The sequence below is a fragment of the Ruegeria sp. AM7 genome (assembly GCF_056535965.1).
This window is the reverse complement of record NZ_JBQFJE010000003.1, coordinates 3,226,117-3,250,000: the sequence shown is the minus strand read 5'-3', so window position 1 is coordinate 3,250,000 and position 23,884 is coordinate 3,226,117. Positions and strand designations below refer to the sequence as shown.

The following is a 23,884-nucleotide window of genomic DNA, read 5'->3' as shown; positions in this document are numbered from 1 at the left end:
AGACGGATGCGGGCACCGTTCGCGCCGCCACGCTTGTCCGACCCACGGAAGGTCGAGGCCGAGGCCCAAGCGGTCGACACCAACTCGGACACCGACAGGCCGGTGGCTGCGATCTTGGCTTTAAGGTCGGCTACGTCCGCGTCATCCACCAGATCGTGATCCACAGCAGGGACGTTGTCTTGCCAGATCAGCTCTTCGGTCGGGGCCTCTTCACCGATATAGGCCGAGCGGGGGCCCATATCGCGGTGGGTCAGCTTGAACCATGCGCGAGCAAAGGCATCGGCGAACTCTTCCGGGTTTTCGTGGAAGCGTTTCGAGATCGGGCCATAGATCGGGTCCATGCGCATCGCCATATCGGCGGTGGTCATCATGGTTTTGACCTTTTTCGACGGATCGTGCGCCTGCGGGGCCATGTCTTCTTCTTTGACGTTCACCGGCTCCCAGATATATGCGCCCGAGGGGCTTTTGGTCAGGTTCCAGTCATATCCGAACAGCAGGTCGAAATAGCCGTTGTCCCATTTGATCGGGTTCGCGGTCCACGCGCCTTCGATGCCGGACGTGGTGGTGTCGTCACCTTTGCCCGAACCGAATTTGTTGATCCAGCCAAAGCCCATTTCCTCAATCGGGGCGGCCTCGGGTTCGGGGCCAACCAGATCGGGATCACCTGCACCGTGCGCCTTACCAAAGGTGTGACCACCGGCGATCAGAGCAACGGTTTCCTCGTCATTCATCGCCATCCGGCCAAAGGTGTCACGGATGTCGCGGCCCGAGGCCAAGACGTTCGGCTCGCCGTCGGGGCCTTCGGGGTTTACATAGATCAGGCCCATCTGCACAGCGGCCAGCGGGTTTTCCAGATCGCGCTCGCCGGAATAGCGGCTGTTCGGGTTGTCGGTGGGGGCCAGCCATTCGGTCTCGGTACCCCAATAGATGTCTTCTTCGGGGGCCCAGATATCTTCGCGGCCACCGGCGAAACCAAAGGTTTTGCCACCCATGGATTCGATGGCACAGTTGCCCGCCAGGATCATCAGGTCGGCCCAGGAAATCTGGTTGCCGTATTTCTGCTTGATCGGCCACAGCAAACGGCGCGCTTTATCCAGGTTGCCGTTGTCCGGCCAGCTGTTAAGCGGCGCAAACCGCTGGTTACCGGTCGAAGCACCGCCACGACCATCTGCCGTCCGGTAGGTGCCCGCGCTGTGCCACGCCATACGGATGAAGAACCCGCCGTAATGGCCATAATCCGCTGGCCACCAGTCCTGCGAGTCCGTCATCAGCGCATACAGGTCTTCCTTCAGCGCTTTCATGTCCAGCGCCTTGAACGCTTCGGCATAGTCGAAATCCGCATCCATCGGATTCGAGGCCGGTCCGTGCTGATGCAGGATCGACAGATTCAGCTGGTTCGGCCACCAGTCCCGGTTAGACCGGGTTCCTGCACCGTGCATGACAGGGCATCCGCCTGCTTTGGGGTTATCACTTCCGTCCATGTCGATCTCCATTCCTGGCAAAATTCCGGCGCTGTGGCGCCGCTAAAAAACTCGGTCGGTCAAGAACACATATAGATGACACTTTTATCCATCCTACAGGCGCCGCGAAAATTCGCGCAGGCAGCAGGGCGGGCAACAGCGACTCTCGGGTCTTGTCGACGCGACTCCTAGCAAATTCAAGCTATGCTAAAAAGTTTTGTTTTCGGATTATTGTGATAACTAAAAATTATCATAGATAGATCATCCGTCCCGCATCAACGAGTCCAAGCCAACCCGGTAATCAGGATACAGAAGCTTCACGCCCAGTTCATCCTTGATCCGGTCGTTCCTGACGCGCTTGTTCTCATTGTAGAAGCTACGCGCCATGGGGGTTAGTTCCGCCTCATCAAACGGGACCGCGGGTGGTAAAGGCAGTCCCTGCAATTCCGCCGCATAGGCAATTACGTCTTGTGGAGGGACCGGCTCATCATCGCAGACGTTATATATGGCCCCCGGATTGGGCGCAGACATGGACGCAGCAAGGACCTGCGCAATGTCGGCCACATGAATTCGAGAGAATACCTGACCCGGCTTGATGATCCGCCGCATGCCAACGCGTTTCAGTTTGGAAAATGGACCGCGTCCGGGACCGTAAATCCCGGCCAACCGAAAGATATGGGTCGGCAGGTTCGGAATACTCAACCATTGTTGCTCGGCTTGAACCCGCCATTTGCCGCGTTGGGCGGTGGGCGTTGCAGGCGTGGATTCATCTACCCACGCACCTTGATGATCACCGTAAACGGCGGTTGTGGACAAGTATCCAACCCACTTGAACTGTGCAGCCCGTGCCGTGATTTCGTCTTGCAGCGTTGCCAGAACCGGATCGCCGTCAGCATTGGGTGCCGTTGAGATCAGCAGATGCGTCACCCCGTCCAGATTGACCTGCTGTCCCGGCCAGACAACTGGTTCCGCCCCAGATGCCCGTAAAGCCGGTGATTGCGCCGGATCCCGCGTGGTTCCGATAGCCCGCCATCCATTGGGTGCCAGCAGTCGCGTCAACTCCTGCGCGGAATAGCCATGACCAAACGAAAATAGAGTACCTGTCATGCCGCCATTGATGATCCGCAAATCCACCAGATGCAAGCGGGGTCGACGGGATACTTGATTCGAATCTCTCAATGCGCCTTTCTTTTAGGCATGAGTGACAAAACCCCCGATCTACACACGGCTTATGCGCTGGAAACACCCGAAGATAACCGACGGCTATATGCCGAATGGGCCGGGGACTATGACGAAGGCTTTGCCACCCGAGAGGATTACCAGCTGCATATTCGCACCGCCCGCGCGTTTGTAGGCGCAGGAGGTCAGGGCCCGGTGCTGGATGTCGGAGCCGGAACAGGATTGTGCGGAGCCGTTCTTGCAGGTTTGGGTGTCGGACCTATCGACGCCACCGATATCAGCGCCGAGATGCTGGATCAGGCCATGCGCAAGGATATCTACCGCGACGCGATAGAAGCTGACCTGAACGAGGGCATCCCGGTTCCGCGCGAAAACTACTCGGGCGTCGTGTCGTCAGGCACCTTCACCCATGGCCATCTGGGCCCCGAGGCTTTGATGCCCTTGCTGCGCGTCGCCCGCCCCGGAGCGCAATTCGCCCTGTCGATCAACGCGCAGCACTATGAAAAACTGGGGTTTGCCGAAGCTCTGCACAAACTGGCACAGGGCCAGATCAGGAATCTCGCCCTACCCGAGGTTCGAATCTACGGCGAACTTGCCAACGGCCCAAACAAGGACGATACGGCTTTGATCGCCCTGTTCGAACGAGTTTAGCGCCCCTTCCAGACCGGATCGCGTTTTTCAGCAAAGGCGCGGGCGCCTTCCAGATTGTCCTCAGACCCATACAGAACATCCACGGTCGGCAACTGCCGCCGTGTGATCCGGTTCATGGCGTCCTGAAACTTGGAATCCTCGGCCTCGCGCACGATCTCTTTGATCGCGGCATAGACCAGAGGCGGCCCGCTGGCCAGCAAACGCGCCAGTTCCCATGCGCGGTCCATCAGCTGATCGCCGGGTACGATTTCGTTGACCAGACCCCAGTTCTGGGCCTCATCCGGGGTGAACCAGCGGCCCGTCAGTAATAATTCCATCGCGATATGATAGGGGATGCGCTTGGGCAGTTTGACACTGGCCGCATCCGCAACGGTACCGGATCGGATTTCGGGCAGGGCAAAGCTGGCGTGATCTGCGGCGATGATCATGTCTGCGCTCAGCGCCAGTTCCAGCCCTCCACCGCAGGCGATTCCGTTCACGGCGGCAATCACCGGCTTGTTCATATCGCGCAGCTCTTGCAACCCGCCGAAGCCGCCCACACCATAATCGCCATCCACTGCGTCGCCATCCGCCGCAGCCTTCAGATCCCAGCCGGGGCAAAAGAACTTGTCGCCGCCGCCGGTGATGATCGCCACGCGCAGGTCCGGGTCATCGCGGAAATCCCGAAACACCTCGCCCATAACGCGGCTGGTGGCCAGATCAATCGCATTCGCTTTGGGGCGGTCCAGAGTGACCTGCAATATAGCGCCGTCGCGCTGGGTTTTGACCGGGTTCATGTGCGTGCCTTTCGGATCAGAGCATCCACTGCCACGGCACCTTCCGGCCCGCAGATAAGCGGATTGATTTCAACTTCGCTGACATGGGTGGCATTGGCAATAACATAGGCCTGCACGGCCTCGACCGTATCCAGGATCGCGCCTAGATCTGCGGCAGGCTTGCCGCGATAGCCAGCCAGCAACGGCGCACAGGCCAGCCTGCCCAGCGCCTTTTCAACCACGTTCCGAGGCGACGGGATCAGCAGAGACACCGAGTCCCGTAGGATTTCCGTCAACACCCCGCCCGCGCCTAAGGTCAGAACATATCCATGGGCCGGATCGCAGGTAACACCGATTAGCAACTCGGCAACGCCTTTGGGCGCCATTTCCTCGATCAGAACTTCATAGGTGCCGATACGGGCCGCGACCGCTGGCAGATCGCCCGCGCTGACCCCTAACTGAACCGCCCCGTGGTCCGACTTATGGGCCAGTCCAACGCCCTTGACGGCGAAAGGGCCGGTCATGTCACCGGCACTGGCGGCATCGGCCCGCATCACCCGCCTTTTCGGAGTGGACACACCGAAGGCTGCAAGCTGGTCCTTGGCCTCCGCCTCGGTCAGCGTAACGTTTGGATTGGCAGTACTGGGAAGGACCACCGGATCAAAGTCCAACCCTGCAGGGCGCGCCGCCGCTTCGACAGCCGATAGTGCCTCATACAGCCCGGCGAAGGGAATAACGCCGCCATCCATCAGGCGCTGCGCGACGTCCTCGGGCATCAACTCGGGCAGAGTCGCGGTCACTGCAAAGGGCCGCCCGGTTTGTGCCACGCAATTCAACGCGGCCTGCGTCGCACAGGTCCAATCGGTTTGATCAGTGTGCGGATAGTCCACAATGGCCATAGTCAGAGCCTGTTCTGGCCCCATCATCGCCGACCAGGCGCGCGTCATCGCCTGCGTGTCGCGCCAGATATAGGTGTGGTAGTCCAGAGGGTTCGCCAGCGCCACCATCGGCCCCAATGCCGCGCGTAGTTCGGTACTTTGCGTATCCGTCAACGGCGGAAAGTGCAGATCGCGCCCCTCGGCCATATCCGCGGCCAAACTGGCCTCGCCCCCCGAGCAGCTGATCGTACCAAGCCCGTTGCTGTCCAGACGCCCGGTCACATGCAACAGCTTGAGGCATTCCAGAAAGCTGGGGATGTCATCCAAGCGGGCAATCCCCAACCGATCCAGAAACGCCTGCGCACCCGCGTCTTGACCCGCCAGCGAGGCCGTATGCGAAATCGTTGCCGCCTGGGCATGGACCGACCGACCCATCTTCAGCGCGACAATCGGGACACCGCACTGACGAGCCTTTTTAGCCAGCGCCTCCCATTTGCGCAGATCGCCAAACCCTTCGATATGCACGCCGATGGCCGTAATGCGGTCGTCATCCAACAACGCCGAGGCAATCTGGGCCTGATGCGTCTGTGCCTGATTCCCACAGGTCAGCATGAAGGCCAACGGCAAAGCGCGGCGCTGCATGGTCATGTTGATGGCAATGTTCGAGCTTTGCGTCAGGATCGCCACTCCGCGATCCACAGGTCGCATGCCGTGCTGATCGGGCCATACGGCCACGCGATCCAAACCGTTAATGAAGCCATAGCAATTCGGACCCAATATCGGCATCTCACCGGCGGCGGCGATCAGTTGATCCTGCAAGCCCGCGCCTGATTGGTCTTCGGCCTGAGCCTCGGTAAAACCCGAGGCAAAACAGACTGCGCCGCCCGCACCCATCGCGGACAGAACCGCAACCGCCTCGACGGTTGCGTGGCGGTTGATTCCGATAAATGCCATGTCAGGTGCAGAGGGTAAATTTTCGAGCGTTGCGAACGCCCGCTCCTCAGCAACTTCGACCGCTTTAGGATGAACCGGCCAAATCTCGCCCTTGAACCCGAATTTGCGCGCCTGTTCGATAACCGCCGCACACCACGCGCCTCCGCCGATCACGGCGATGGTTTTAGGGTTCAGCGCTCGGGCCAGCGCTGTCGTCATGCGCCCAGCGCCCGCAGCAGATCGCGGCTGATGATGTGGCGCTGAATCTCGCTGGTTCCGTCCCAGATGCGTTCGACACGCGCGTCACGCCAGAATCGCTCCAGCGGGTAGTCGTCCATCAGACCCATGCCGCCATGCACCTGAATCGCTGCATCCGTCACCCGGGCCAGCATTTCAGAGGCGTACAGTTTGGCCGAGGCGATCTCACGGTTTGCGGGCAGCCCCTTGTCCAGACGATCGGCGGCGGCAAGGGTCAGCAGATCGGCGGCGTCAATCTCGGTGATCATGTCTGCAATCTGGAATGAGACGCCCTGAAACTTGCCGATCTTCTGGCCGAATTGCTCGCGCGTGGCGGCATAGTCCAGCGCATAGTCGAACGCTCGGCGCGCGCGACCGACCGACATGGCGGCAACGGTGATCCGGGTGGCATAGAGCCAAGTGTTCATCACCTGAAACCCGCCGTCGACCTCGCCCAGAACCTGAGCATCCGGCAAGCGGCAATCGTCGAAGTCCAGCACCATGTTCTTGTAGCCGCGATGGCTGACCGACTTGTAACCATCCCGGATTGTGAAGCCGGGAGTGCCGCGATCGACGAGAAAGGCAGTGATGCGTTTCTTGGGGCCTTTCGGCGTCTGATCTTCACCGGTTGCGATGAAGACGATGATAAAGTCTGCATGTTCCGCGCCCGAGATGAAGTGCTTGGTGCCATTGACCACCCAGTCGCCCCCATCGCGCACGGCAGCGCATTTCATCCCCCGCACGTCCGAGCCCGCACCCGGTTCAGTCATCGCCAGCGCATCCATCTTTTCACCCCGGACGGCCGGCATCAGGTAACGGTCGACCTGATCGCCCTCGCAGGCCATCAGGATGTTTTGCGGCCGTCCGAAGAAATGGTTCAGCGCCATGGATCCCCGGCCCAACTCGCGTTCGACCAGTGCGAACTCCAGATGGTTTAGCCCGGCGCAGCCGACGCTTTCGGGGAAGTTGCAGGCATAAAAGCCCAACTCGATCGTCTTGCGTTTGATCTCGGCGGCGATCTCGTGCGGAACCTCGCCAGTGCGCTCGACCAGCTCTTCATGCGGGTAGATTTCGTTTTCGACAAAGCTGCGAACGGTCGCGGCGATCATCTCTTGTTCGTCGGACAGGCCATATTGCATCTGGGGTCTCCACATCTGGGGTTGCGGATATCCTGACGTGGCTTGCCAAGCTGAACATGCAGAAATAGACCTAAATCATGCAAAGATGGATCAAATCGTCCGCTGCGCCGCAGCAATTCGGAGTGCTTCTGTTCGACGGCTTTTCTAACCACTGCCTCGCGAATGCGGTCGAACCCTTGCGGGCTGCGAATTCCATCGCTGGGCGCAAGCTGTATGACTGGCAATTTCTGTCACTAGATCGTGCGCCCGTCACGTCATCTTCGGGGCTGCAAGTCGCACCACATGACATCTTGCAGAATGCACGGGGCGATACGTTGCTCGTCATGCCCTCTTACGGGTTTCACGCCCATGGCGGGTGGCGGACGCTGGCGGGGTTGCGATCCGCAGCGGGACGTTACAGTGCGCTGGCCGGGCTGGACACAGGAAGCTGGTTGTTGGCGCTGGCCGGATTATTGGACGGGCACCTCGCTACGATCCACTGGGAGGAGCTGGACGGTTTCACCGAACGATTCCCCGAAATTGACGCACAGCGCGAACGCTATGTAATAGACCGCAACCGCATCACCTGCTCTGGAGCAATGGCGGCGTTTGATCTGGTGCTGCATCTCATCGGGCAGGATCACGGGCAGGCTTTGGCGCTGGAGGTCGCGCAGTTGTTCATGACACGCGATTCCGCCAGGTCTCATTCCGGTGGGGCGGGTGCAACCAGCGGCTATGTAAACAAGGCGCTGGCGCTGATGCAGGAACATTTGGAAACGCCCTTGCCTATCCCCGAGATCGCCCGCCGGGTTGGACGATCGCAAAAGGCACTGGCGGCCCGAATGCAAACCGAACTGGGCGCAGGCCCCGCACAGGTCTATCGCCGCCTGCGCCTGAATCTGGCCCGGAAACTGGCAGCCGAGACCGACCTGACCATCGCCGAGATCGCTCTGCGCGCAGGCTATGACGACCCCAGCGCCCTGACCCGCGCCTTTCGAACCGAGTTTGGGGCCACCCCGCGCGCTATGCGATCCGCTTAGGTATACATCTGCTTTTTATAGGCTCGCGTCCGCGTCGTCGCCTCGGCAGACCCATCGTGATAGGTGCCGAACCACTTGTCGAAGGGGATTTCCGAGGTGCCATAGTTGCACTCGAAATACCGGTGATGAAGCTGGTGGAAAAAGTCCCCCGCACGGGCCGCTTCAGTTTCTCCGGCTTTCAACTTTTCAAACCCTGAATGGGACAGAACCGGGCTGATCTGCTGAAAATACGTGTGAAACAGAAGATGCAGAGGGTGGGACGGCACGATCAGATGGATGAAATAGGTCGTGAAATACAGCAGGTTTTCATACCAATGGTTCGATATCCCCGACCACGGGCCGATATTGACGTTGCGATGATGCACGGCGTGGACGTGTTTATAGAGCTTGGGGTGATGCTCCAGCCGATGCACCCAATAGAAATGCAAGCCAGACCACATCGGGATGAACAACATCCAGACGATAAACCAAATCGGCGCGCTGGCCCAAGTGACTGTCGGCACATATCCGTTGGCCATCGCCCAATAGATCACCCATTGATACACGGTTGCCACGGTCATGGCGCTGCCCAGCGTCCACCAGATATTGTCCCAGACCTGATTGCGGAAGGTGAAATTGCCGTTGTCCCGGGTCAGGTCGCGACGGTCGAACTTTTTGTACATGCCCTGCCCCTTGCGCATGTAAAGCCACCAATGCAGCCCGCCCGCCACCAATATCTGCGGCACCATGTTCAGCAGCCAAATGCGGAACATCCACCCCGGAGCAAAGCTCTTCATTGACTCTAACCCAGGGAAAAATACGACATAGACAATGACCGCCAACCCCATACACAGGGTCAGCGAGGTAATCTGCAACCAAGCTCCACTGTACCAGTCCAGCACAGAGGCGGGGCGCGGAGGCCATGCGAACAGCGGGTTCAAGCCCACCGGACCTTCGGGGTGATAGTGCCAGCGGGCGGCTTCGGGGTCTTGGGCGGCGTCTGTCATGGCAATTCCCTTTAGCTGGCGTAATCCGAACCCTCTGCATCCAGCAGGGCTTTGATTTCCCGCAGATGCGCCTCGGCCTGATCAGGGTAGTCATCCAGTTCCTGCGCGGTCTTCTCGGCGATCTCATCGGACAAGACACGCAGGGGCTGGCCGGTCTGCAACGCGCGGATATATGTCTCGGCCGCGCGTTCGAAGTAATAGAGGCGGTTGAACGTATCCGCCGGGTCGCTTCCAGTCACCAACACGCCATGGTTGCCCATGATCATGACCTTCTTCTTCGGGTCCGACAGCATGGCGGCGCAACGCTCACCTTCGCTTTCGAAGGCCAGCCCGCCGAATTCCTGATCTACAACATAGCGGTTGTAGAAGGTGGCAGTGTTTTGGTCGATCGGCGGTAGGCTGCTATCGGCCAACGAGGCCAGAACGGTTGCAAAGATCGAATGCACATGCATCACACAGCGCGCATGCGGGCAATGGCGGTGGATCGAGCCATGCAGGCCCCAAGCGGTCGGGTCAGGCGCGCCGGGCTGGTCCATCACGTCGGGATCATTGGCATCCAACAGCAGAAGGTTCGACGCCTTGATCCGTGCGAAATGCATCTGATTGGCATTCATCAGGAACTGCGTTCCGCCCTCGTTCACCGCAAGGCTGAAATGATTGGCCACAGCCTCATGCATGTTCAGACGTTCGGTCCAGCGGAAGGTGGCGGCAAGGTCCACACGCTCGGACCAGTGGTCGATGTTGGGGCGCAGGTTGGTGACGGTCATGGCGGGCTCCTGTTGCGGGCTTTTGTAGAGGGTGGCGGGGCGCGGCGGGTTTGACCAACGAAAAAATCGCACCTATTCCATTAGCTGAACTAATGGTGAGGTTATGCCAATGCAGAATTCACTTCCTCCGCTGGGTTGGCTGCGCACATTCGAGGCCGCCGCGCGACACTTGTCGTTCACCGGTGCGGCGCGTGATCTGAACATGACGCAAAGCGCGGTCAGTCAGCAGATCAAATCGCTTGAGGGCTATCTGGGCCAACCCCTGTTTCTGCGCCGTCCCCGCGCGCTGGAACTGACCGAGGCCGGAATCACCTATCTGCCCGTGGTGCGTGAGGCGTTTCGCACGCTGGTGCGGGGCACACAGGCCGTCACCGGGGCGCAGCAGAACGCGGTGCAGGTTCAGAGCAACATCACCTTTGCCGTGAACTGGTTGGGACCGCGCCTGCCCCGGTTTCGCGCCGCGCACCCGGATGTGCATTTGAACATCTTCACCGAACTCTGGGAGCCGCGCGAAATGGCCGAGGGCGCGGCGGTCGAAATCCGCTATTCCCTGCGCCCGTCCGACACGGTACGCACCGAGTTGCTGCGCACAGATCACTATTACCCCGTCTGCGCGCCGGGCTATGAAGTGCGGCTGGAAGATATTCAGGAACAACCCCTGTTTGATTGCTCGAACCTGTTGTCGAATTGGCAGAATTGGATCACTGAACAGGGCCTAACTTGGGAAAAACCTCCCATTACCTATTCGACAACCTATCTGGTTAGCCTGTCTGTTGCGATGGCCGGGGGTGGGTATTGCCTGACCCATGACACCATCGCCCGCGACCTGATCGAGCGCGGACAACTGGTGGCCCCGTTTGAGTACCGCGCACAGATGCCCGAAGCTTATTACCTGCTGCTATCACCTCAGGCCGAGGAAACACCGGGGGCCGTCCTGTTCGCAGACTGGGTGCGGCAGGAAATTGCCCGCGATCTGGCGGGGTAGACGCTCCCGCCCATCGTCAGGGGCGCTTGCGCGCCCCCTCCTCTGGTTGGGCCGGGCAGCGCTGACGCGCTGCGTGACGGTTTGATGATAGATGTTCGGCAGGGGTTGCACCTTCGGACACATTCAGAAAAGTTGAGCCATGGAATACACGCCTTTCACAAGTTGGCCCGACACCGCCCCCCGATTGATCGCCGTTGCCGCAGGACGTGAACCGGCCGACATGGTCGTGCGCGGAGGAACTTGGGTGAATGTTCACACACGTGAAGCGCTGCCGGATCACGACATTGCCATTGCCAACGGGCGCATCGCCTTTGTGGGGCCGGATGCCGGACATTGCATCGGGCCGGATACGCAGATCATCGAGGCAAACGGGCGCTATATGCTGCCCGGTCTGTGCGACGCGCATATGCATATCGAATCGGGGATGCTGACCCCGGCCGAATTTACCCGCGCGGTGATTCCGCATGGCACGACGTCGATGTTCACCGACCCGCATGAGATCGCCAATGTGCTGGGGCTGGAAGGCGTACGCATGATGCATGACGAGGCGCTGATGCAACCGGTGAACATCTTCACCCAGATGCCATCCTGCGCGCCGTCGGCCCCAGGGCTTGAAACAACCGGCTATGAGATCACCCCCGAAGACGTGGCCGAGGCGATGAGCTGGCCCGGCGTTATCGGGCTAGGTGAGATGATGAACTTCCCTGGTGTGATCAACGGCGACCCCAAGATGCTGGCCGAGATCGCGGCGACTCAGAATGCGGGCAAAACCGTGGGTGGGCACTATGCTTCGCCTGACTTAGGGCCTGAATTCGCGGCTTATGTGGCCGGGGGCCCCGCTGACGACCACGAGGGAACTTGCGAAGCCGACGCTATAGCACGCGTGCGGCAGGGGATGCGGTCGATGATGCGGCTGGGCTCGGCCTGGTATGACGTGGAAAGCCAGATCACGGCGGTGACCGAAAAGGGGTTGGACCCGCGTGGCTTTATCCTGTGCACCGACGATTGCCACTCGGGCACTTTGGTGAATGAGGGGCATATGAACCGCGTGGTGCGCCACGCGATTGCCTGCGGTTGTGACCCGCTGATCGCACTGCAAATGGCGACGATCAACACAGCCACCCATTTCGGGCTGGAACGCGAGATCGGGTCGATCACACCGGGCCGGCGGGCGGATATTATCCTCAGTTCTGATTTGCGCGAGCTTCCAATTGAGGTGGTGATCGCCCGCGGCCAGATCGTCGCCGAAAATGGCGCGATCACCGTGGACTGCCCACATCTGAACTGGCCGGACAGCGCGCGCAATACGGTGCATCTGGGCCATGTGCTGGCTGATACGGATTTTGAAATCAAAGCCCCCGAGGGCGCCAACCGCGTGCGGGCCAATGTTATCGGCGTGGTGGAAAATCAGGCTCCGACCAAGGCGCTAAAGGCGGAATTGCCCATCATCGGTGGGCTGGTCGAGGGCGAAGGCGACGTTTGCCAGATCGCGCTGGTCGAACGTCACCGCGCGACCGGAGGGGTCACGAACGCGTTTGTCTCGGGCTTTGGGTATCAGGGGCGCATGGCCATGGCCTCGACCGTGGCGCATGACAGCCACCATATGATCGTTGTTGGGACCGACCGCGAACAGATGGCACTGGCGGCGAACCGTCTGGCCGAGGTGGGCGGCGGCATCATCCTGTTCCGCGACGGAGAAGAACTGGCACTGGTAGAACTGCCCATCGCGGGCCTGATGTCCGACAGTCCCGCCTCCGATGTCGCCGCCAAGGCGGACCGGTTGGTTCAGGCGATGCAGGACTGCGGCTGCCGGTTGAACAACGCCTATATGCAGCACTCACTGCTGGCCCTCGTCGTGATCCCCGAACTGCGGATTTCCGACCTTGGGCTGGTGGATGTGCGGACATTTGAAAAGATCGACCTTTTGGAACCCCTCGCATGACAATAATAAAAACACCCGACGTCCCAAACCCTGAGAAGTTCACTGATCCTGCCGCCGCTGTGGCGCGTCTGGAAGAGCTGTACGAAAAGGCCACAAGTTTTCTGTGCGAAAACTTCGCCAAAGCGATGGAGGCAGGCACTCCTTCCGAGCGATTCAGAGCCTATTACCCAGAAATTCGCATCAAAACGACCTCCTATGCTCATGTGGACAGTCGTCTGAGCTTTGGTCACGTCTCGGAACCCGGCACTCATGCCACGACTGTCACACGGCCCGATCTGTTCCGGGCCTATCTGACCCAACAAATTGCCTTGCTGATCAAAAACCATGACCAACCTGTGACGATTGGTGCCTCGGATACACCCATCCCGGTTCATTTCGCCGTGGCCAATAATCCCGACCTTGTGGTGCCCCATCAAGGCGCAGCTGGGTTCACCTTGCGCGATGTGTTCGATGTGCCGGATCTGACGACCACCAATGACGATATCGTCAACGGTGTGCATGACCACGAAACCGAGATTGGCCCGCTGGCGCTGTTCACCGCCCAGCGCGTGGATTATTCGCTGGCCCGTCTGGCGCATTACACTGCCACCGATCCCAGCCATTTCCAAAACCATGTGCTGTTCACCAACTACCAGTTCTACGTGTCCGAGTTCGAGAATTACGCCCGCGAACAACTAGCCGACCCGGAAAGCGGCTATACCAGCTTTGTGTCGACCGGGAATGCGCAGATCACCTCGGCCGATGGCGTTTTGGAGCAGCCTCTGAAGCTGCCTCAGATGCCGACCTACCATCTGAAACGCGCCGATGGGTCGGGGATTACTCTGGTCAATATCGGGGTGGGGCCATCCAACGCAAAAACCGCGACCGATCATATCGCGGTGCTGCGCCCTCATGCGTGGTTGATGGTCGGCCATTGCGCCGGGTTACGCAACACGCAGGCGCTGGGGGATTTCGTGTTGGCCCATGCCTATCTGCGCGAAGACAAGGTGCTGGACGATGACCTGCCTGTCTGGGTCCCGATCCCGCCCCTCGCGGAAGTACAGGTGGCGCTGGAGCGCGCTGTGGCCGAAGTGACAGAACTGGACGGTTACGAGCTGAAGCGCGTCATGCGCACGGGCACTGTCGCCTCGGTCGACAACCGCAACTGGGAACTGCGCGACCAGTCCGGCCCGGTGCAGCGCCTCAGCCAATCACGCGCAATCGCGCTGGATATGGAAAGCGCCACGATCGCCGCCAATGGTTATCGGTTCCGGGTGCCCTATGGCACTTTGCTATGCGTGTCCGACAAACCGCTGCACGGGGAATTGAAGCTTCCGGGCATGGCCTCGGACTTCTATACCACACAGGTCAGTCGCCATTTGGCGATCGGAATTCGCGCGATGGAACACCTGCGAGGCATGCCGCTTGAGCGTCTGCACAGCCGGAAATTGCGTTCTTTCGACGAAACAGCCTTTCTCTGAAGCAAAAAAGCAACGTTTTCCCCCTATTTTTAGGGTTTTCCGCGCTACTATTCGTTGTGTTCGATCACAATATCCCGTTACAGTTACGCGGTGAGGCCCAAGACATCGGGCACGTTAAGGAGACCAAGAAATGGCAAAGCCTATGACAAAGACTCAGCTGGTTGCTGCTCTCGCTGAGGAAATGGGGACTGACAAGAAAGCCGCGAACGCCGCGCTGGAGGCCATGACCGGCCTGATCACCCGCGAAGTATCCGCCGGCGGCGCAGTGACCCTGCCCGGCGTTGGCAAAATCTACTGCCGCGAGCGCCCCGAGCGCATGGTGCGCAACCCCGCCACCGGCGAGCAGTTCAAGAAAGAGGCCGACAAGGTGGTCAAGATGACCATTGCGAAAGCTCTGAAAGACAGCGTGAACGGCTGATCACAGCCTTTACAGCGATACGATCAAGGGCCGCCGGTTGGGGGCCCTTTTTCTTTGGGATCAGTGCAAACTTAACAGCACTTCCAGATCACGACGGCTGAGCCGGTTCATCAAGGCCCGATCGTCTGCAGACAGTTTTGCTTCCTTACGAATATACGTTTCAAGGTACGTCGCGATCTCACTGGTCGGGCGATAGTACAGATCAGGCGAGGTTTGGCTGAGTTCCTCCACAAGCCGAAACAGCAGCTTTTTCTGCCGCTCTGAATCCAGGTCTTTTCGCTTCTCTTGCAACATAACAGGCTTCGCCTTTGTCGTTGTCACTTATGATCTAGCGTGCCGAAAAGTAACTCCAACTCCGGTAATAATTAAATTATGCGCCGCGCGTGTGGTGCCCTTATTAGATTCCTAGTTACTACGGCCAAACGGTACGTCTTGCGACCCCTGCCGATTTAAGGAACAGTGCGCGAAACCAACAAAGGGGATGGGCGATGGATCTGCGCGCCATGGCCATGGGGCTGACATTTGCACTGATCTGGTCGTCGGCCTTTACTTCGGCGCGGATCATCGTGATGGACGCTTCACCGTTGTTTTCGCTGGCACTGCGCTTTTTGATTTCCGGGTTGATCGGCGTGGCCATTGCGCGCGCAATGGGACAGAGTTGGCGGCTGACGCCGCAACAATGGTACGCGACCATCCTGTTTGGAATCTGCCAAAATGCGCTGTATTTGGGTCTGAATTTCTACGCAATGCAAACGATTGAGGCATCGGTAGCGGCCATTATCGCCTCGACCATGCCACTGCTGGTGGCGCTGGCAAGCTGGCTGTTTTTGGGTGATCGTCTGCGGCCGATGGGTGTGGTCGGTCTGCTGGCCGGGTTTGCAGGCGTCGCCCTGATCATGAGCAGCCGCATCAGCGCGGGCGTTGATATGTTCGGCGTGATGCTCTGTGGTGTTGGCGCCTTGGCGTTGACCTTCGCCACCTTGGCGGTGCGCGGGGCGACCTCGGGCGGGAATTTCATGATGGTCGTAGGGTTGCAGATGCTGGTTGGTTCAGCCGTTCTGTTCGTCGCGGCTCCGCTGTTCGAGGTGATCCATATCCACCTCACCGTTCCGCTGGCGCTGGCTTTCACCTACACGACCCTGTTCCCCGGCTTGTTGGCCACTCTGATCTGGTTCCTGTTGCTGGACCGGATTGGAGCGACGCGCGCAGCCACCTTCCACTTCCTCAACCCTGTCTTCGGCGTGACGATTGCTGCGTTGCTACTGGGGGAGAAACTCGGGCCACTGGATGCCGTTGGCGTACTGATCACCACCGCCGGGATTTTGGCCGTGCAGTTATCGCGACAACCTGCTCAGGGCAGCAAAGCCTCGACCTGAGACAGCACTTGCCGGGAATCGGGGCGCGTGGATGATCCATAGGTAGCGACCACCGCGCCATCGCTGTCCAACAGGATTTTGTTGAAGTTCCAGCGCGGCTCAAACCCAGTCTGCTCCGCCACTGCCTTGTAGAACGGGTGCGCGTCGGTCCCTTTGACCGGAGTGATATCGGTCATCGGCAGGGTCAGGTTGTAGTTGAAATCGCAGAACTCCTTGACCTCTTCCGCTGATCCCAATTCCTGATTGAAGGAATCCGACGGTACCGCCAGCACGACCAGACCACGCGGACCATAGTCTTCGTGGACTTGCTGCAGCGCGCTGTATTGCCCGGTAAAGCCACAATGCGAGGCCGTGTTGACCACCAAAACCGGCTGCCCCCGCCAATCCGCGATCGACAGGGTGCCGCCGTCGATGGACGGAAACTCTCCGGTCAGCGGCGCGGCCTGCACGGTGCGCCCGGTCAGAATCAAAGCGGTCAACAGCAAGATGCGGAACATGGTGAACTCTCCTCTGCCCCAGTATACGCGCCAAATCGCCCGCCGGATCAACGCACGAGGGCGCGAGGTGCAAGAATCAGGCTTTGATTTCTGCGCCTCAACCCCCAAATAATGGTGCAACCCAACCGACCGGAGGATCCATGACCCAATACACCAAATCCCCCGAGGCCATCGCCGCCCTCTCGCCCGAAGAATATCACGTCACGCAGAACAGTGGGACCGAACGTCCGGGCACCGGCAAGCTGCTGAACAACAAGGAACCGGGGATCTATGTGGACATCGTCTCGGGCGAGCCCCTGTTCGCCTCGACCCACAAATACGAATCCGGCTGTGGCTGGCCCAGTTTCACCAAGCCCATCGTGCATGAACATGTGGAAGAGTTTCACGACGCCACCCACGGCATGATCCGTACCGAGGTACGCTCGAAATACGGCGACAGCCATTTGGGCCACGTCTTCCCCGACGGTCCGCGCGAACATGGCGGGCTGCGCTATTGCATCAACTCAGCCTCCTTGCGGTTTGTTCACCGCGATGACATGGAGGCCGAAGGCTATGCCGACTATCTGATCCATGTGGAGGAAATCTGATGACCGAAGAACGCGCTGTCCTGGCCGGAGGTTGTTTCTGGGGAATGCAGGACCTGATCCGCAAGCTGCCGGGCGTCAACCGCACCAGCGTCGGCTATACCGGCGGCGATGTCCCCAACGCCACCTATCGCAACCACGGCACCCATGCCGAAGGGATCGAGATTTTCTTTGATCCCGCGCAGATCAGCTATCGTGACCTGCTGGTGTTCTTTTTTCAGATCCACGATCCGACTACGGTAAACCGTCAGGGCAATGACCGCGGGATGAGCTATCGTTCGGCCATCTACTACGTCGATGACGCACAGAAACAGGTGGCGTTGGACACTATTGCGGATGTGAACGCCAGCGGTTTGTGGCCCGGCAAGGTCGTGACCGAACTGGAGCCTGTCGGTGATTTCTGGGACGCCGAGCCCGAGCATCAGGACTATCTGGAGCGTATCCCCAACGGCTATACCTGCCATTTCCCGCGCGCCGATTGGGTTCTGCCCAAACGCGACGCGGCGGAATAGCTCGGAAATGCGGCGCTAAAATTTTGCGCCGCCCAACCCCCCTATTCATAAACCGGCGCGTTGCCGGAACCTTTCACCAAACTGATCCCGTTTAGAGCATCAGATTTGTTGCGGTATCCTTCACCTGAATCCGCGATTGTAAGGTGGTTGGCTGCCTTTAACCTCCAACGCCATTCATTAGAAACATCACGATAAAGTTTAAAGTACATGACAGTACTCCTTATTCGCGCGGCAAGAAGCCACGCCATCTCAGAGATGCTGCTTTGCGCTTGACCGATCACACTAGAAAATGCGATTCTCAACGTGTGTTTAGCGACACGGTCCGTTGCAACGCGCAGCGGCTAGCGCTCGGGAATCCTCGGGCGCTTTTATTTTATCCACAGCAACGACTCGAGTCGAATCTAAATTTTGATATATGTCCAACAAATTGCGGTTTCGATTCAAATCTTGTCTATCTATTGTATTTAACTGGCGGCAACTCTTGGGCGACCGCTGGCTTCGACCGTGATCATGGCCTCGACGAAGACCTCCTGCGCTTCGACGCGGGCGGTGCGGATATCGCGGTCAACAACCACGCGGATATCTTCGGCCCCGGCGTCGCGTACTGCGCCTTCGGCCTCTAGTCGAAGCACGGATTCCAGAAGCGACAACGCCGCACCCACCTCGTTGAAATCCTGTGGCCCGTCCTCAAGATGCACCCGGAATTTACCCTCGGATGGTGACGTCACAGTGCCCGCCCGGCGCAAGGTCAGGCGACCGACGACAGCGCCAATGGCATTGGCCACGCCGGTATGTTCGGGCAAGATCATCTTGCAATGCAAACACTCCCCGACCGCCGGATAATAGCTGGGGGCCGAGGCACCCAACCCGATCACATCCACATTCAGCGCCGCATCCAGCGCCAGCAGGCCCCGATGCCCGGCCAACCCCTTGCGGGTCAAAACATGCCGGGCTAAGTCGGTTGACGGGATGCCAAAATCCTCGGCCTCTTCGGCAAAAGCAGTCTCTAATAAGGTAATTGAAGTCTGTTCTGTCAGTTGAGCCACGATCATCTGCGCCAAAGTCTCGGGGGTTTTCGCGAGCACTTCGCCTGACCCAACCCGTTTGCGTGACACCAGTTCCAGTGCCTTGCGCGCGGCATCGGCATCCCAAGCGTCCAGCCGTCCCAAGACATGACTGGCATCCGACGGCGTCACGCCGGAGACCTGAACGATCCCACGATCCACTAACCGCGTCAGTGCGCCATTCTCCATCCGAGTGCGCAACAGGTCGCTTAGCGGTAAGACGTTGTCACCAAGACGGTCCAACAGCGCCTCTTCCCGTGCCCCCAGCCCTTCGGCGTGGATACCGGGCACGCGTCGGGCGAACCGCGTGTCATGTTCCCCCACTGTGGTCGCGCGCAGCTGTTTGTCCAGTTCAGAATGCACCACATCCGGGGCCTCGGCCGCGATCAGCGATACCGGCAATACCCTGCGCGGTCCAAGAACCACGCCGCCGCCCAGCCCCTCGGTCACGACATGCACCTGACTGTCGCCCCCCAGACCATGGGTGCGCATCGCCACCGCCTCGACCATGGTACGAAAGCCACCGACGCGCGCACCATTGGGATCAATCGCGGGCTTACCGTCGCGGATCACGGCGATGTCCGTGGTCGTGCCGCCAATATCCGACACCAGCGCATTCTCGGCCTCCGTCAACCAGCTGGCCCCCACGATCGAGGCCGCAGGCCCGCTCAGGATCGTCTCAATCGGGCGTTCCCGCGCCTGCTCGGCGCTCATCAACGCGCCGTCGCCGCGCACCACCATCATCGGCGCGGTAATGCCCAAGGCTAGCAACTGATCCTGCGCCCGTCCGATCAGCCGATCGATCATCCCGATCAGCCGCGCATTCAACACCGCCGTCACCGCCCGTTTCGGCCCGTTCAACTTGGCCGACAGATGGTGCGAGCAGGTGACCGGAGCCCCCGTCCGCTCGGCAATAATCCGCGCCGCTTCCAACTCATGCGCGGGGTTGCGCGTGGCAAACTGCGCGGCCACCGCAAAGCCGGAAACGCCTTTATGAGAGTCTAAGAAGGCCTCCAACGCGGCCACATCCAACGGCGTGGCTTCGCCCCCCGCATGGCTGTGACCCCCAGCAATCACCAAGGCCGGATCACCCTTCAACGCATCGCGCAACCCATGCCGATCCAGATCGCTCTCTTTGAACCCGATATAGACCAGCGCCACACGCCCGCCCTGTCCCTCGACCAGAGCATTGGTGGCCAAAGTGGTCGACAAAGATGCCATGGAGATTTGCTCAGGGCCAACCGCCGCCTGTTCCAATACAGCCGAAATCGCTTTGCCCACGCCGATTGCCAAGTCTGCCCGCGTGGTCAGCGACTTGGCCGAGGCGATCACCTCAGCCTCATCCCGGATCAGCACCGCATCCGTATAGGTTCCGCCCGTATCCACCCCCAAAGCCAGCGCCATCGGGTTCTCCTTCCTGTTCGCTGAATTGGGTGTAGCGGTTTGGACCGACACGTCCAGCCTGTTTGCGGCACTTATGGCAGTTGTTGCACCGCCCAGCGCGCGGCATCAGCCACGGTTGCATCCGGATCTTCCACCAACCCCTGCGCCACCGGCTTCAGCGCAGGCAAACTGGAATTGCCAATCGCATACAAAACATTGCGCACAAACCGATCCCGTCCGATGCGTTTGATCGGTGATCCGGAAAATTTCGCCCGGAACGCCGCGTCATCCAGCGCCGCCAAGTCCGCCAGGGCGGGGGCCTTCAGATCCTCGCGCGCGGCATAGCGAATGTCACTGGCCGCCACGGCAAACTTGTTCCACGGACAGGCCGCCAGGCAATCGTCGCAACCATAAATCCGGTTGCCAAGTTTGGCGCGCAATTCCTCATCCACCGGGCCTTTATGCTCGATGGTCAGATAGGAAATACAAAGCGTCGCATCCAGCTTGTAAGGGGCAGGGAACGCATCTGTCGGACAGGCGTTCAGGCAGGCACGACACGAGCCGCAATGATCCACCTCAGCCCTGTCCGACGGCAGCTCCAGAGTGGTAAAAACAGACCCTATAAAAGCCCAATTCCCCCAATCCCGGCTGACCAGATTGGTATGTTTGCCCTGCCATCCCAACCCGGCCGCTTGGCCCAGCGCTTTCTCGGGCACCGGCGCGGTGTCGACAAACACCTTCACCTCGCCGCCAGCCTCGGCAATCAACCAGCGCGCCAGACGTTTCAGGCGCTTTTTGACCAGATCGTGGTAATCCTTGTTCTGCGCATAAACGGAAATCGCCGCCTTGTCCCGGTGTTGCAGAATCTCGGTCGGATCATGATCAGGCGCATAGCTTTCGGACAGCATGATCAACGACTGCGCCTCGGGCCACAAAGCCGACGGATCGCCCCGCCAATGGGTCCGCTCTGCCATCCACTCCATTTGACCGTGATACCCAGCATCCAAAAACGCCTGTAACCGTGCGGGCACCTCGGGCACATCCCACGGCCGACAAACCCGACAGGACACAAACCCCTCGCTCAATGCCCGAGCGACCACCTTGCGCTTTAAATCCGATCCGCTCTTCATCTGGCTAAAAATACCTTCGGGGGGAATCGCGCCCCGGCGCGATGGGGGGCAGACTGCCCCCCTTCCACCCTATCAGAAATCCAGATCGGCGTAATGCGGCGGAGGCCGGAACCCCGGCACCTGATCCGCCAGTATCGACCGGAACGCAGGCCGGGACTTGATCTTGGCATACCAATCCTTCACCGCCGCCGACCGGTTCCAATCCACATCCGAGATATAGTCCAACGCCGACAAATGCGCAGCCGCCGCAAAATCCGCCAGCGTCATCTGATCGCCAGCCAACCAACGCCGGTGATCCAGCAACCATGCCATATAATCCAGATGATATTTAATGGCCTTGGCACCCTCTTTCACGTTCTTGCTGTCCGGGTATCCCTGACCGGTCATCTTCTTGTTGACCCGTTCATACAACAGTTTCGATGTCACCTCGTGATGAAACTTGTCATCGAACCAACCCACCAATCGCCGCACCTCATACCGAGCTTCGGGGGTTTTCGGCATCAAAGATGGCTCGGGGCGCGTTTCCTCAATGTATTCACAAATCGCTGCGCTTTCCGCCATCACCTGACCGTCCAACCGCAGAATGGGAACTTTACCCGCCGGATTGCGACGCAGGAAATCCGGGTCTTGCTCCCAATACTTCTCTTCGACCAGCTCAACCTCGATCTTCTTTTCCGCTAGCGACAGACGGACCTTGCGGCAATATGGGGACAGGGGAACGTGAAACAGACGCGCCATGAGCTTCCAATCGAACCAGTGAATACAATCCAGCTTTAGCGCCGAGAGGGTTAGTATTTCAATCCTCGAAACAATCTGCGCGACCATCTGCGCGGATGGTGGCCGCCCCATCCAGGATCGAGGCCGCCCGCCTACGTGTACGCACTGATGGATCAGTGACTGATCTGTTTCGGGGGGAGGGCAGGATTGCAGCGATCCGCGCGGCCTGAACCGGCGACAGCTTGGAGGCGGGTACATTGAAGTTACGCTGAGCCGCTGCTTCGACTCCAAAAACGCCATTCCCGGTCTCGGCCACGTTCAGATACACCTCAAGGATACGTTGTTTGCTCCAAAAGATTTCGACAACCGGAGTGATCGAGGTTTCAAGCGCTTTGCGTACCCAGCTGCGTCCTTGCCACAGGAACACATTCTTCACCACCTGCTGTGTAATCGTTGACGCACCCCTTGACCCTCCGTCCTCAAGTGCATCGCGAATGGCTTCGACATCAAAGCCCCAGTGCAGACAGAAATTGGCGTCTTCCGCCGCCACAGCCGAGCGCGCCATGACCGGAGAAATCTGTTCTATCGGAACCCAATCCCGTTCGACTTTGCCTAGGCGCCGCCACTCGGACCAGATCGTGTGGGTCACCGGCGGATTCACCACCGAATACAAAACCACCAGCCCAACAACACATGCGATCACCACCAAAAACCCACGCCCTACCCAGCGGCGGATTCTTGGAATAATCGGTGTTTTTCTTTTAGCGGCCTTGCGTTTCTTGCTGCTCGATTTGCGCGCTGCTTTTTTTGCCATGCTGTTGCTATACGACGCCGAAGACGGGTAGGGAACGGGTTAAATCGCGATTACGCGGGCTTCGCGCGGGCGCACTACCGGACGGGCGGTGTCCGGCAAAACGGGGTTTTCGCGACCAAGCTCGGGAAACAAGGTCAAGATCTCGGCCTGCGTTTGGCTGTCGGCCATTGACACGGCATGACCCGGATAAAAACTTTCGCTTTTTGCGCCATTTGCCGTCACGATCTCATGTCGTGAAAACAGCAGATGCAGATATTCGACCTCGCCCCCTTCGACGCGCGTGACCGTTTTGCCGTTCACAAGACAATGCGCCGCAATCAGAACTTCGGAATGCCCAAATAGATAGGGCGCGCGCCAGTCCTCGATCAGAATACGGTGTTGCGGAGAGACGATCAGCGGTTTGTTCGTCCCCAAAACACCGGCCTCAAATCGTACCGGGGCAAGTTTTCCCTCGGCTGCCACCGTTGTTCTGCCGACCCAAAGCAAAGGCTGCGCCCCGTTGTCAGAGGTCAGAACCAGGTCACCGGGACGCAAGTCCTCGACCCGGCGAGGGCCGGATGCCGTCTCGATCATTGTGCCGGGCGTGAAACACGGTGGGCCCAGATCGCCGGCTCCGATATCGACCGAACCAAATGAACCTCCGGTGTCGCTGAAATCAGTCACAGATGAGCTGACGAACGTCCCGCTTTCCAAAACTTGTCCGTCGGTGGGTGTGAACACCTCGCGCCCATCGGCAAGATAGAAGGTCACACCCGTGTAGGTGATCTGAGTGCCGTCATCCAATTCAATGGTCACCATGTCATTGAAATAGGACGCCGTGATGTCTGATCCGTCGACCGAGTCGTTGTTCAGCCGGTTGATCAGGCCGTTGTCGTTCTGGTCGACGATGTCGAATTTCTGAACCGTTAGGGTCGAGCCAGGTGTCGTACCGTTCGCTCCGGGATTGGCCGGGTCGATGACAAAAAACTGATCTGTGTAGGTTGTTGGCATATGCCTGC

24 protein-coding genes (1 of these 24 cut by a window edge) are annotated in these 23,884 nt (G+C 59.4%); 9 read left to right on the top strand and 15 right to left on the bottom strand.

Going from position 1 to position 23,884, the window contains the following annotated elements; genetic code table 11:
• Both katG and ACR3EG_RS20175 read right to left on the bottom strand, forming a co-directional pair.
• Positions 1–1,481, bottom strand: the 5' portion of a protein-coding gene (gene katG / locus ACR3EG_RS20180; RefSeq protein WP_480498409.1) for a catalase/peroxidase HPI. The gene continues 721 nt to the left of window position 1, outside the view; only the first 1,481 of its 2,202 coding nucleotides appear in the window; the start codon lies at positions 1,479–1,481; the stop codon falls past the left edge of the window.
• A 240-nt stretch (positions 1,482–1,721) separates the two neighbouring features.
• A complete protein-coding gene (locus ACR3EG_RS20175) occupies positions 1,722–2,567 on the bottom strand; it encodes an SDR family oxidoreductase (RefSeq protein WP_480498487.1) in 846 nt (281 codons plus the stop codon).
• 90 nt (positions 2,568–2,657) lie between these two features.
• Between ACR3EG_RS20175 and ACR3EG_RS20170 the strand changes: the two genes are divergently transcribed.
• Entirely contained in the window at positions 2,658–3,290 is a 633-nt protein-coding gene (locus ACR3EG_RS20170; RefSeq protein ID WP_353392402.1) for a class I SAM-dependent DNA methyltransferase, read from the top strand.
• On the opposite strand, the gene ACR3EG_RS20165 is transcribed toward ACR3EG_RS20170, so the two are convergent.
• From ACR3EG_RS20165 to ACR3EG_RS20155, 3 genes are read right to left on the bottom strand one after another with little or no spacing between them, the layout of a single operon-like run.
• Positions 3,287–4,066, bottom strand: a complete 780-nt coding sequence (locus ACR3EG_RS20165) for a carnitinyl-CoA dehydratase (RefSeq protein WP_480498411.1) — start codon at positions 4,064–4,066, stop codon at positions 3,287–3,289. The two genes, ACR3EG_RS20170 and ACR3EG_RS20165, sit on opposite strands and share 4 nt — an antisense overlap.
• Positions 4,063–6,075 (bottom strand): acetate--CoA ligase family protein, encoded by a 2,013-nt coding sequence (locus tag ACR3EG_RS20160; protein WP_480498413.1) that lies wholly within the window; start codon positions 6,073–6,075, stop codon positions 4,063–4,065. Before ACR3EG_RS20160 ends, ACR3EG_RS20165 begins: the two co-directional genes overlap by 4 nt.
• Positions 6,072–7,232 carry an acyl-CoA dehydrogenase family protein gene (locus ACR3EG_RS20155; protein WP_480498489.1) on the bottom strand — a complete coding sequence of 387 codons (1,161 nt, stop codon included), beginning with the start codon at positions 7,230–7,232 and terminating at the stop codon, positions 6,072–6,074. The genes ACR3EG_RS20160 and ACR3EG_RS20155 overlap by 4 nt, the downstream gene beginning before the upstream one ends.
• A gap of 77 nt (positions 7,233–7,309) precedes the next feature.
• Between ACR3EG_RS20155 and ACR3EG_RS20150 the strand changes: the two genes are divergently transcribed.
• Complete coding sequence (locus ACR3EG_RS20150) at positions 7,310–8,251, top strand: GlxA family transcriptional regulator (RefSeq protein WP_480498415.1); 942 nt, start codon at positions 7,310–7,312, stop codon at positions 8,249–8,251.
• On the opposite strand, the gene ACR3EG_RS20145 is transcribed toward ACR3EG_RS20150, so the two are convergent.
• Both ACR3EG_RS20145 and ACR3EG_RS20140 read right to left on the bottom strand, forming a co-directional pair.
• Complete coding sequence (locus tag ACR3EG_RS20145) at positions 8,248–9,237, bottom strand: sterol desaturase family protein (RefSeq protein WP_480498417.1); 990 nt, start codon at positions 9,235–9,237, stop codon at positions 8,248–8,250. The two genes, ACR3EG_RS20150 and ACR3EG_RS20145, sit on opposite strands and share 4 nt — an antisense overlap.
• 11 nt (positions 9,238–9,248) lie before the next feature.
• Positions 9,249–10,004 carry a class II aldolase and adducin N-terminal domain-containing protein gene (locus ACR3EG_RS20140; protein ID WP_480498419.1) on the bottom strand — a complete coding sequence of 252 codons (756 nt, stop codon included), beginning with the start codon at positions 10,002–10,004 and terminating at the stop codon, positions 9,249–9,251.
• Positions 10,005–10,113: 109 nt separating this feature from the next.
• On the opposite strand from ACR3EG_RS20140, the gene ACR3EG_RS20135 reads away from it, so the two are divergent.
• From ACR3EG_RS20135 to ACR3EG_RS20120, 4 genes are all read left to right on the top strand, one after another.
• Positions 10,114–10,989: a LysR family transcriptional regulator gene (locus ACR3EG_RS20135; protein WP_480498421.1), complete on the top strand. Its 876-nt coding sequence runs from the start codon at positions 10,114–10,116 to the stop codon at positions 10,987–10,989.
• Positions 10,990–11,128: 139 nt separating this feature from the next.
• Positions 11,129–12,931: an adenine deaminase gene (gene ade, locus ACR3EG_RS20130; RefSeq protein ID WP_480498423.1), complete on the top strand. Its 1,803-nt coding sequence runs from the start codon at positions 11,129–11,131 to the stop codon at positions 12,929–12,931.
• The gene (locus ACR3EG_RS20125; protein ID WP_480498425.1) at positions 12,928–14,391 is read left to right on the top strand and encodes an AMP nucleosidase; all 1,464 of its coding nucleotides are present in this window, start codon (positions 12,928–12,930) and stop codon (positions 14,389–14,391) included. Before ade ends, ACR3EG_RS20125 begins: the two co-directional genes overlap by 4 nt.
• Positions 14,392–14,521: 130 nt before the next feature.
• Positions 14,522–14,809 carry an HU family DNA-binding protein gene (locus ACR3EG_RS20120; RefSeq protein WP_039533371.1) on the top strand — a complete coding sequence of 96 codons (288 nt, stop codon included), beginning with the start codon at positions 14,522–14,524 and terminating at the stop codon, positions 14,807–14,809.
• A 60-nt stretch (positions 14,810–14,869) separates the two neighbouring features.
• Here the strand turns inward: ACR3EG_RS20120 and ACR3EG_RS20115 are convergent, their stop codons facing one another.
• Positions 14,870–15,130, bottom strand: a complete 261-nt coding sequence (locus ACR3EG_RS20115) for a hypothetical protein (protein WP_480502147.1) — start codon at positions 15,128–15,130, stop codon at positions 14,870–14,872.
• A 167-nt stretch (positions 15,131–15,297) separates the two neighbouring features.
• Here ACR3EG_RS20115 and ACR3EG_RS20110 point away from each other — a divergent pair, with 167 nt between their 5' ends.
• Entirely contained in the window at positions 15,298–16,185 is an 888-nt protein-coding gene (locus ACR3EG_RS20110; RefSeq protein ID WP_480498429.1) for a DMT family transporter, read from the top strand.
• Here ACR3EG_RS20110 and ACR3EG_RS20105 read toward each other — a convergent pair.
• Positions 16,161–16,682, bottom strand: coding sequence for a glutathione peroxidase (locus tag ACR3EG_RS20105; RefSeq protein ID WP_480498431.1), 522 nt, complete (start codon positions 16,680–16,682; stop codon positions 16,161–16,163). The genes ACR3EG_RS20110 and ACR3EG_RS20105 overlap by 25 nt on opposite strands.
• A 140-nt stretch (positions 16,683–16,822) precedes the next feature.
• Between ACR3EG_RS20105 and msrB the strand changes: the two genes are divergently transcribed.
• Both msrB and msrA read left to right on the top strand, forming a co-directional pair.
• Complete coding sequence (gene msrB, locus ACR3EG_RS20100; RefSeq protein WP_170355545.1) at positions 16,823–17,269, top strand: peptide-methionine (R)-S-oxide reductase MsrB; 447 nt, start codon at positions 16,823–16,825, stop codon at positions 17,267–17,269.
• The gene (msrA, locus tag ACR3EG_RS20095; RefSeq protein ID WP_480498433.1) at positions 17,269–17,778 is read left to right on the top strand and encodes a peptide-methionine (S)-S-oxide reductase MsrA; all 510 of its coding nucleotides are present in this window, start codon (positions 17,269–17,271) and stop codon (positions 17,776–17,778) included. Before msrB ends, msrA begins: the two co-directional genes overlap by 1 nt.
• A 41-nt stretch (positions 17,779–17,819) precedes the next feature.
• Here msrA and ACR3EG_RS20090 read toward each other — a convergent pair whose 3' ends face one another.
• The 6 genes from ACR3EG_RS20090 to ACR3EG_RS20065 all read right to left on the bottom strand — a co-directional run bounded on the left by ACR3EG_RS20090 (position 17,820) and on the right by ACR3EG_RS20065 (position 23,876).
• Positions 17,820–17,987 carry a YegP family protein gene (locus ACR3EG_RS20090; RefSeq protein ID WP_480498434.1) on the bottom strand — a complete coding sequence of 56 codons (168 nt, stop codon included), beginning with the start codon at positions 17,985–17,987 and terminating at the stop codon, positions 17,820–17,822.
• 255 nt (positions 17,988–18,242) lie between these two features.
• Positions 18,243–20,246 carry a hydantoinase/oxoprolinase N-terminal domain-containing protein gene (locus tag ACR3EG_RS20085; RefSeq protein ID WP_480498435.1) on the bottom strand — a complete coding sequence of 668 codons (2,004 nt, stop codon included), beginning with the start codon at positions 20,244–20,246 and terminating at the stop codon, positions 18,243–18,245.
• A 71-nt stretch (positions 20,247–20,317) separates the two neighbouring features.
• A complete protein-coding gene (gene queG, locus ACR3EG_RS20080) occupies positions 20,318–21,355 on the bottom strand; it encodes a tRNA epoxyqueuosine(34) reductase QueG (protein WP_480498436.1) in 1,038 nt (345 codons plus the stop codon).
• Between the two features lie 72 nt (positions 21,356–21,427).
• Positions 21,428–22,093: an FtsZ-binding protein FzlA gene (fzlA, locus tag ACR3EG_RS20075; protein WP_480498491.1), complete on the bottom strand. Its 666-nt coding sequence runs from the start codon at positions 22,091–22,093 to the stop codon at positions 21,428–21,430.
• Between the two features lie 58 nt (positions 22,094–22,151).
• Complete coding sequence (gene mtgA / locus ACR3EG_RS20070) at positions 22,152–22,886, bottom strand: monofunctional biosynthetic peptidoglycan transglycosylase (RefSeq protein WP_209196059.1); 735 nt, start codon at positions 22,884–22,886, stop codon at positions 22,152–22,154.
• Between the two features lie 39 nt (positions 22,887–22,925).
• Positions 22,926–23,876 (bottom strand): Hint domain-containing protein, encoded by a 951-nt coding sequence (locus ACR3EG_RS20065; RefSeq protein WP_480498437.1) that lies wholly within the window; start codon positions 23,874–23,876, stop codon positions 22,926–22,928.
• Positions 23,877–23,884 lie beyond the last annotated feature (8 nt).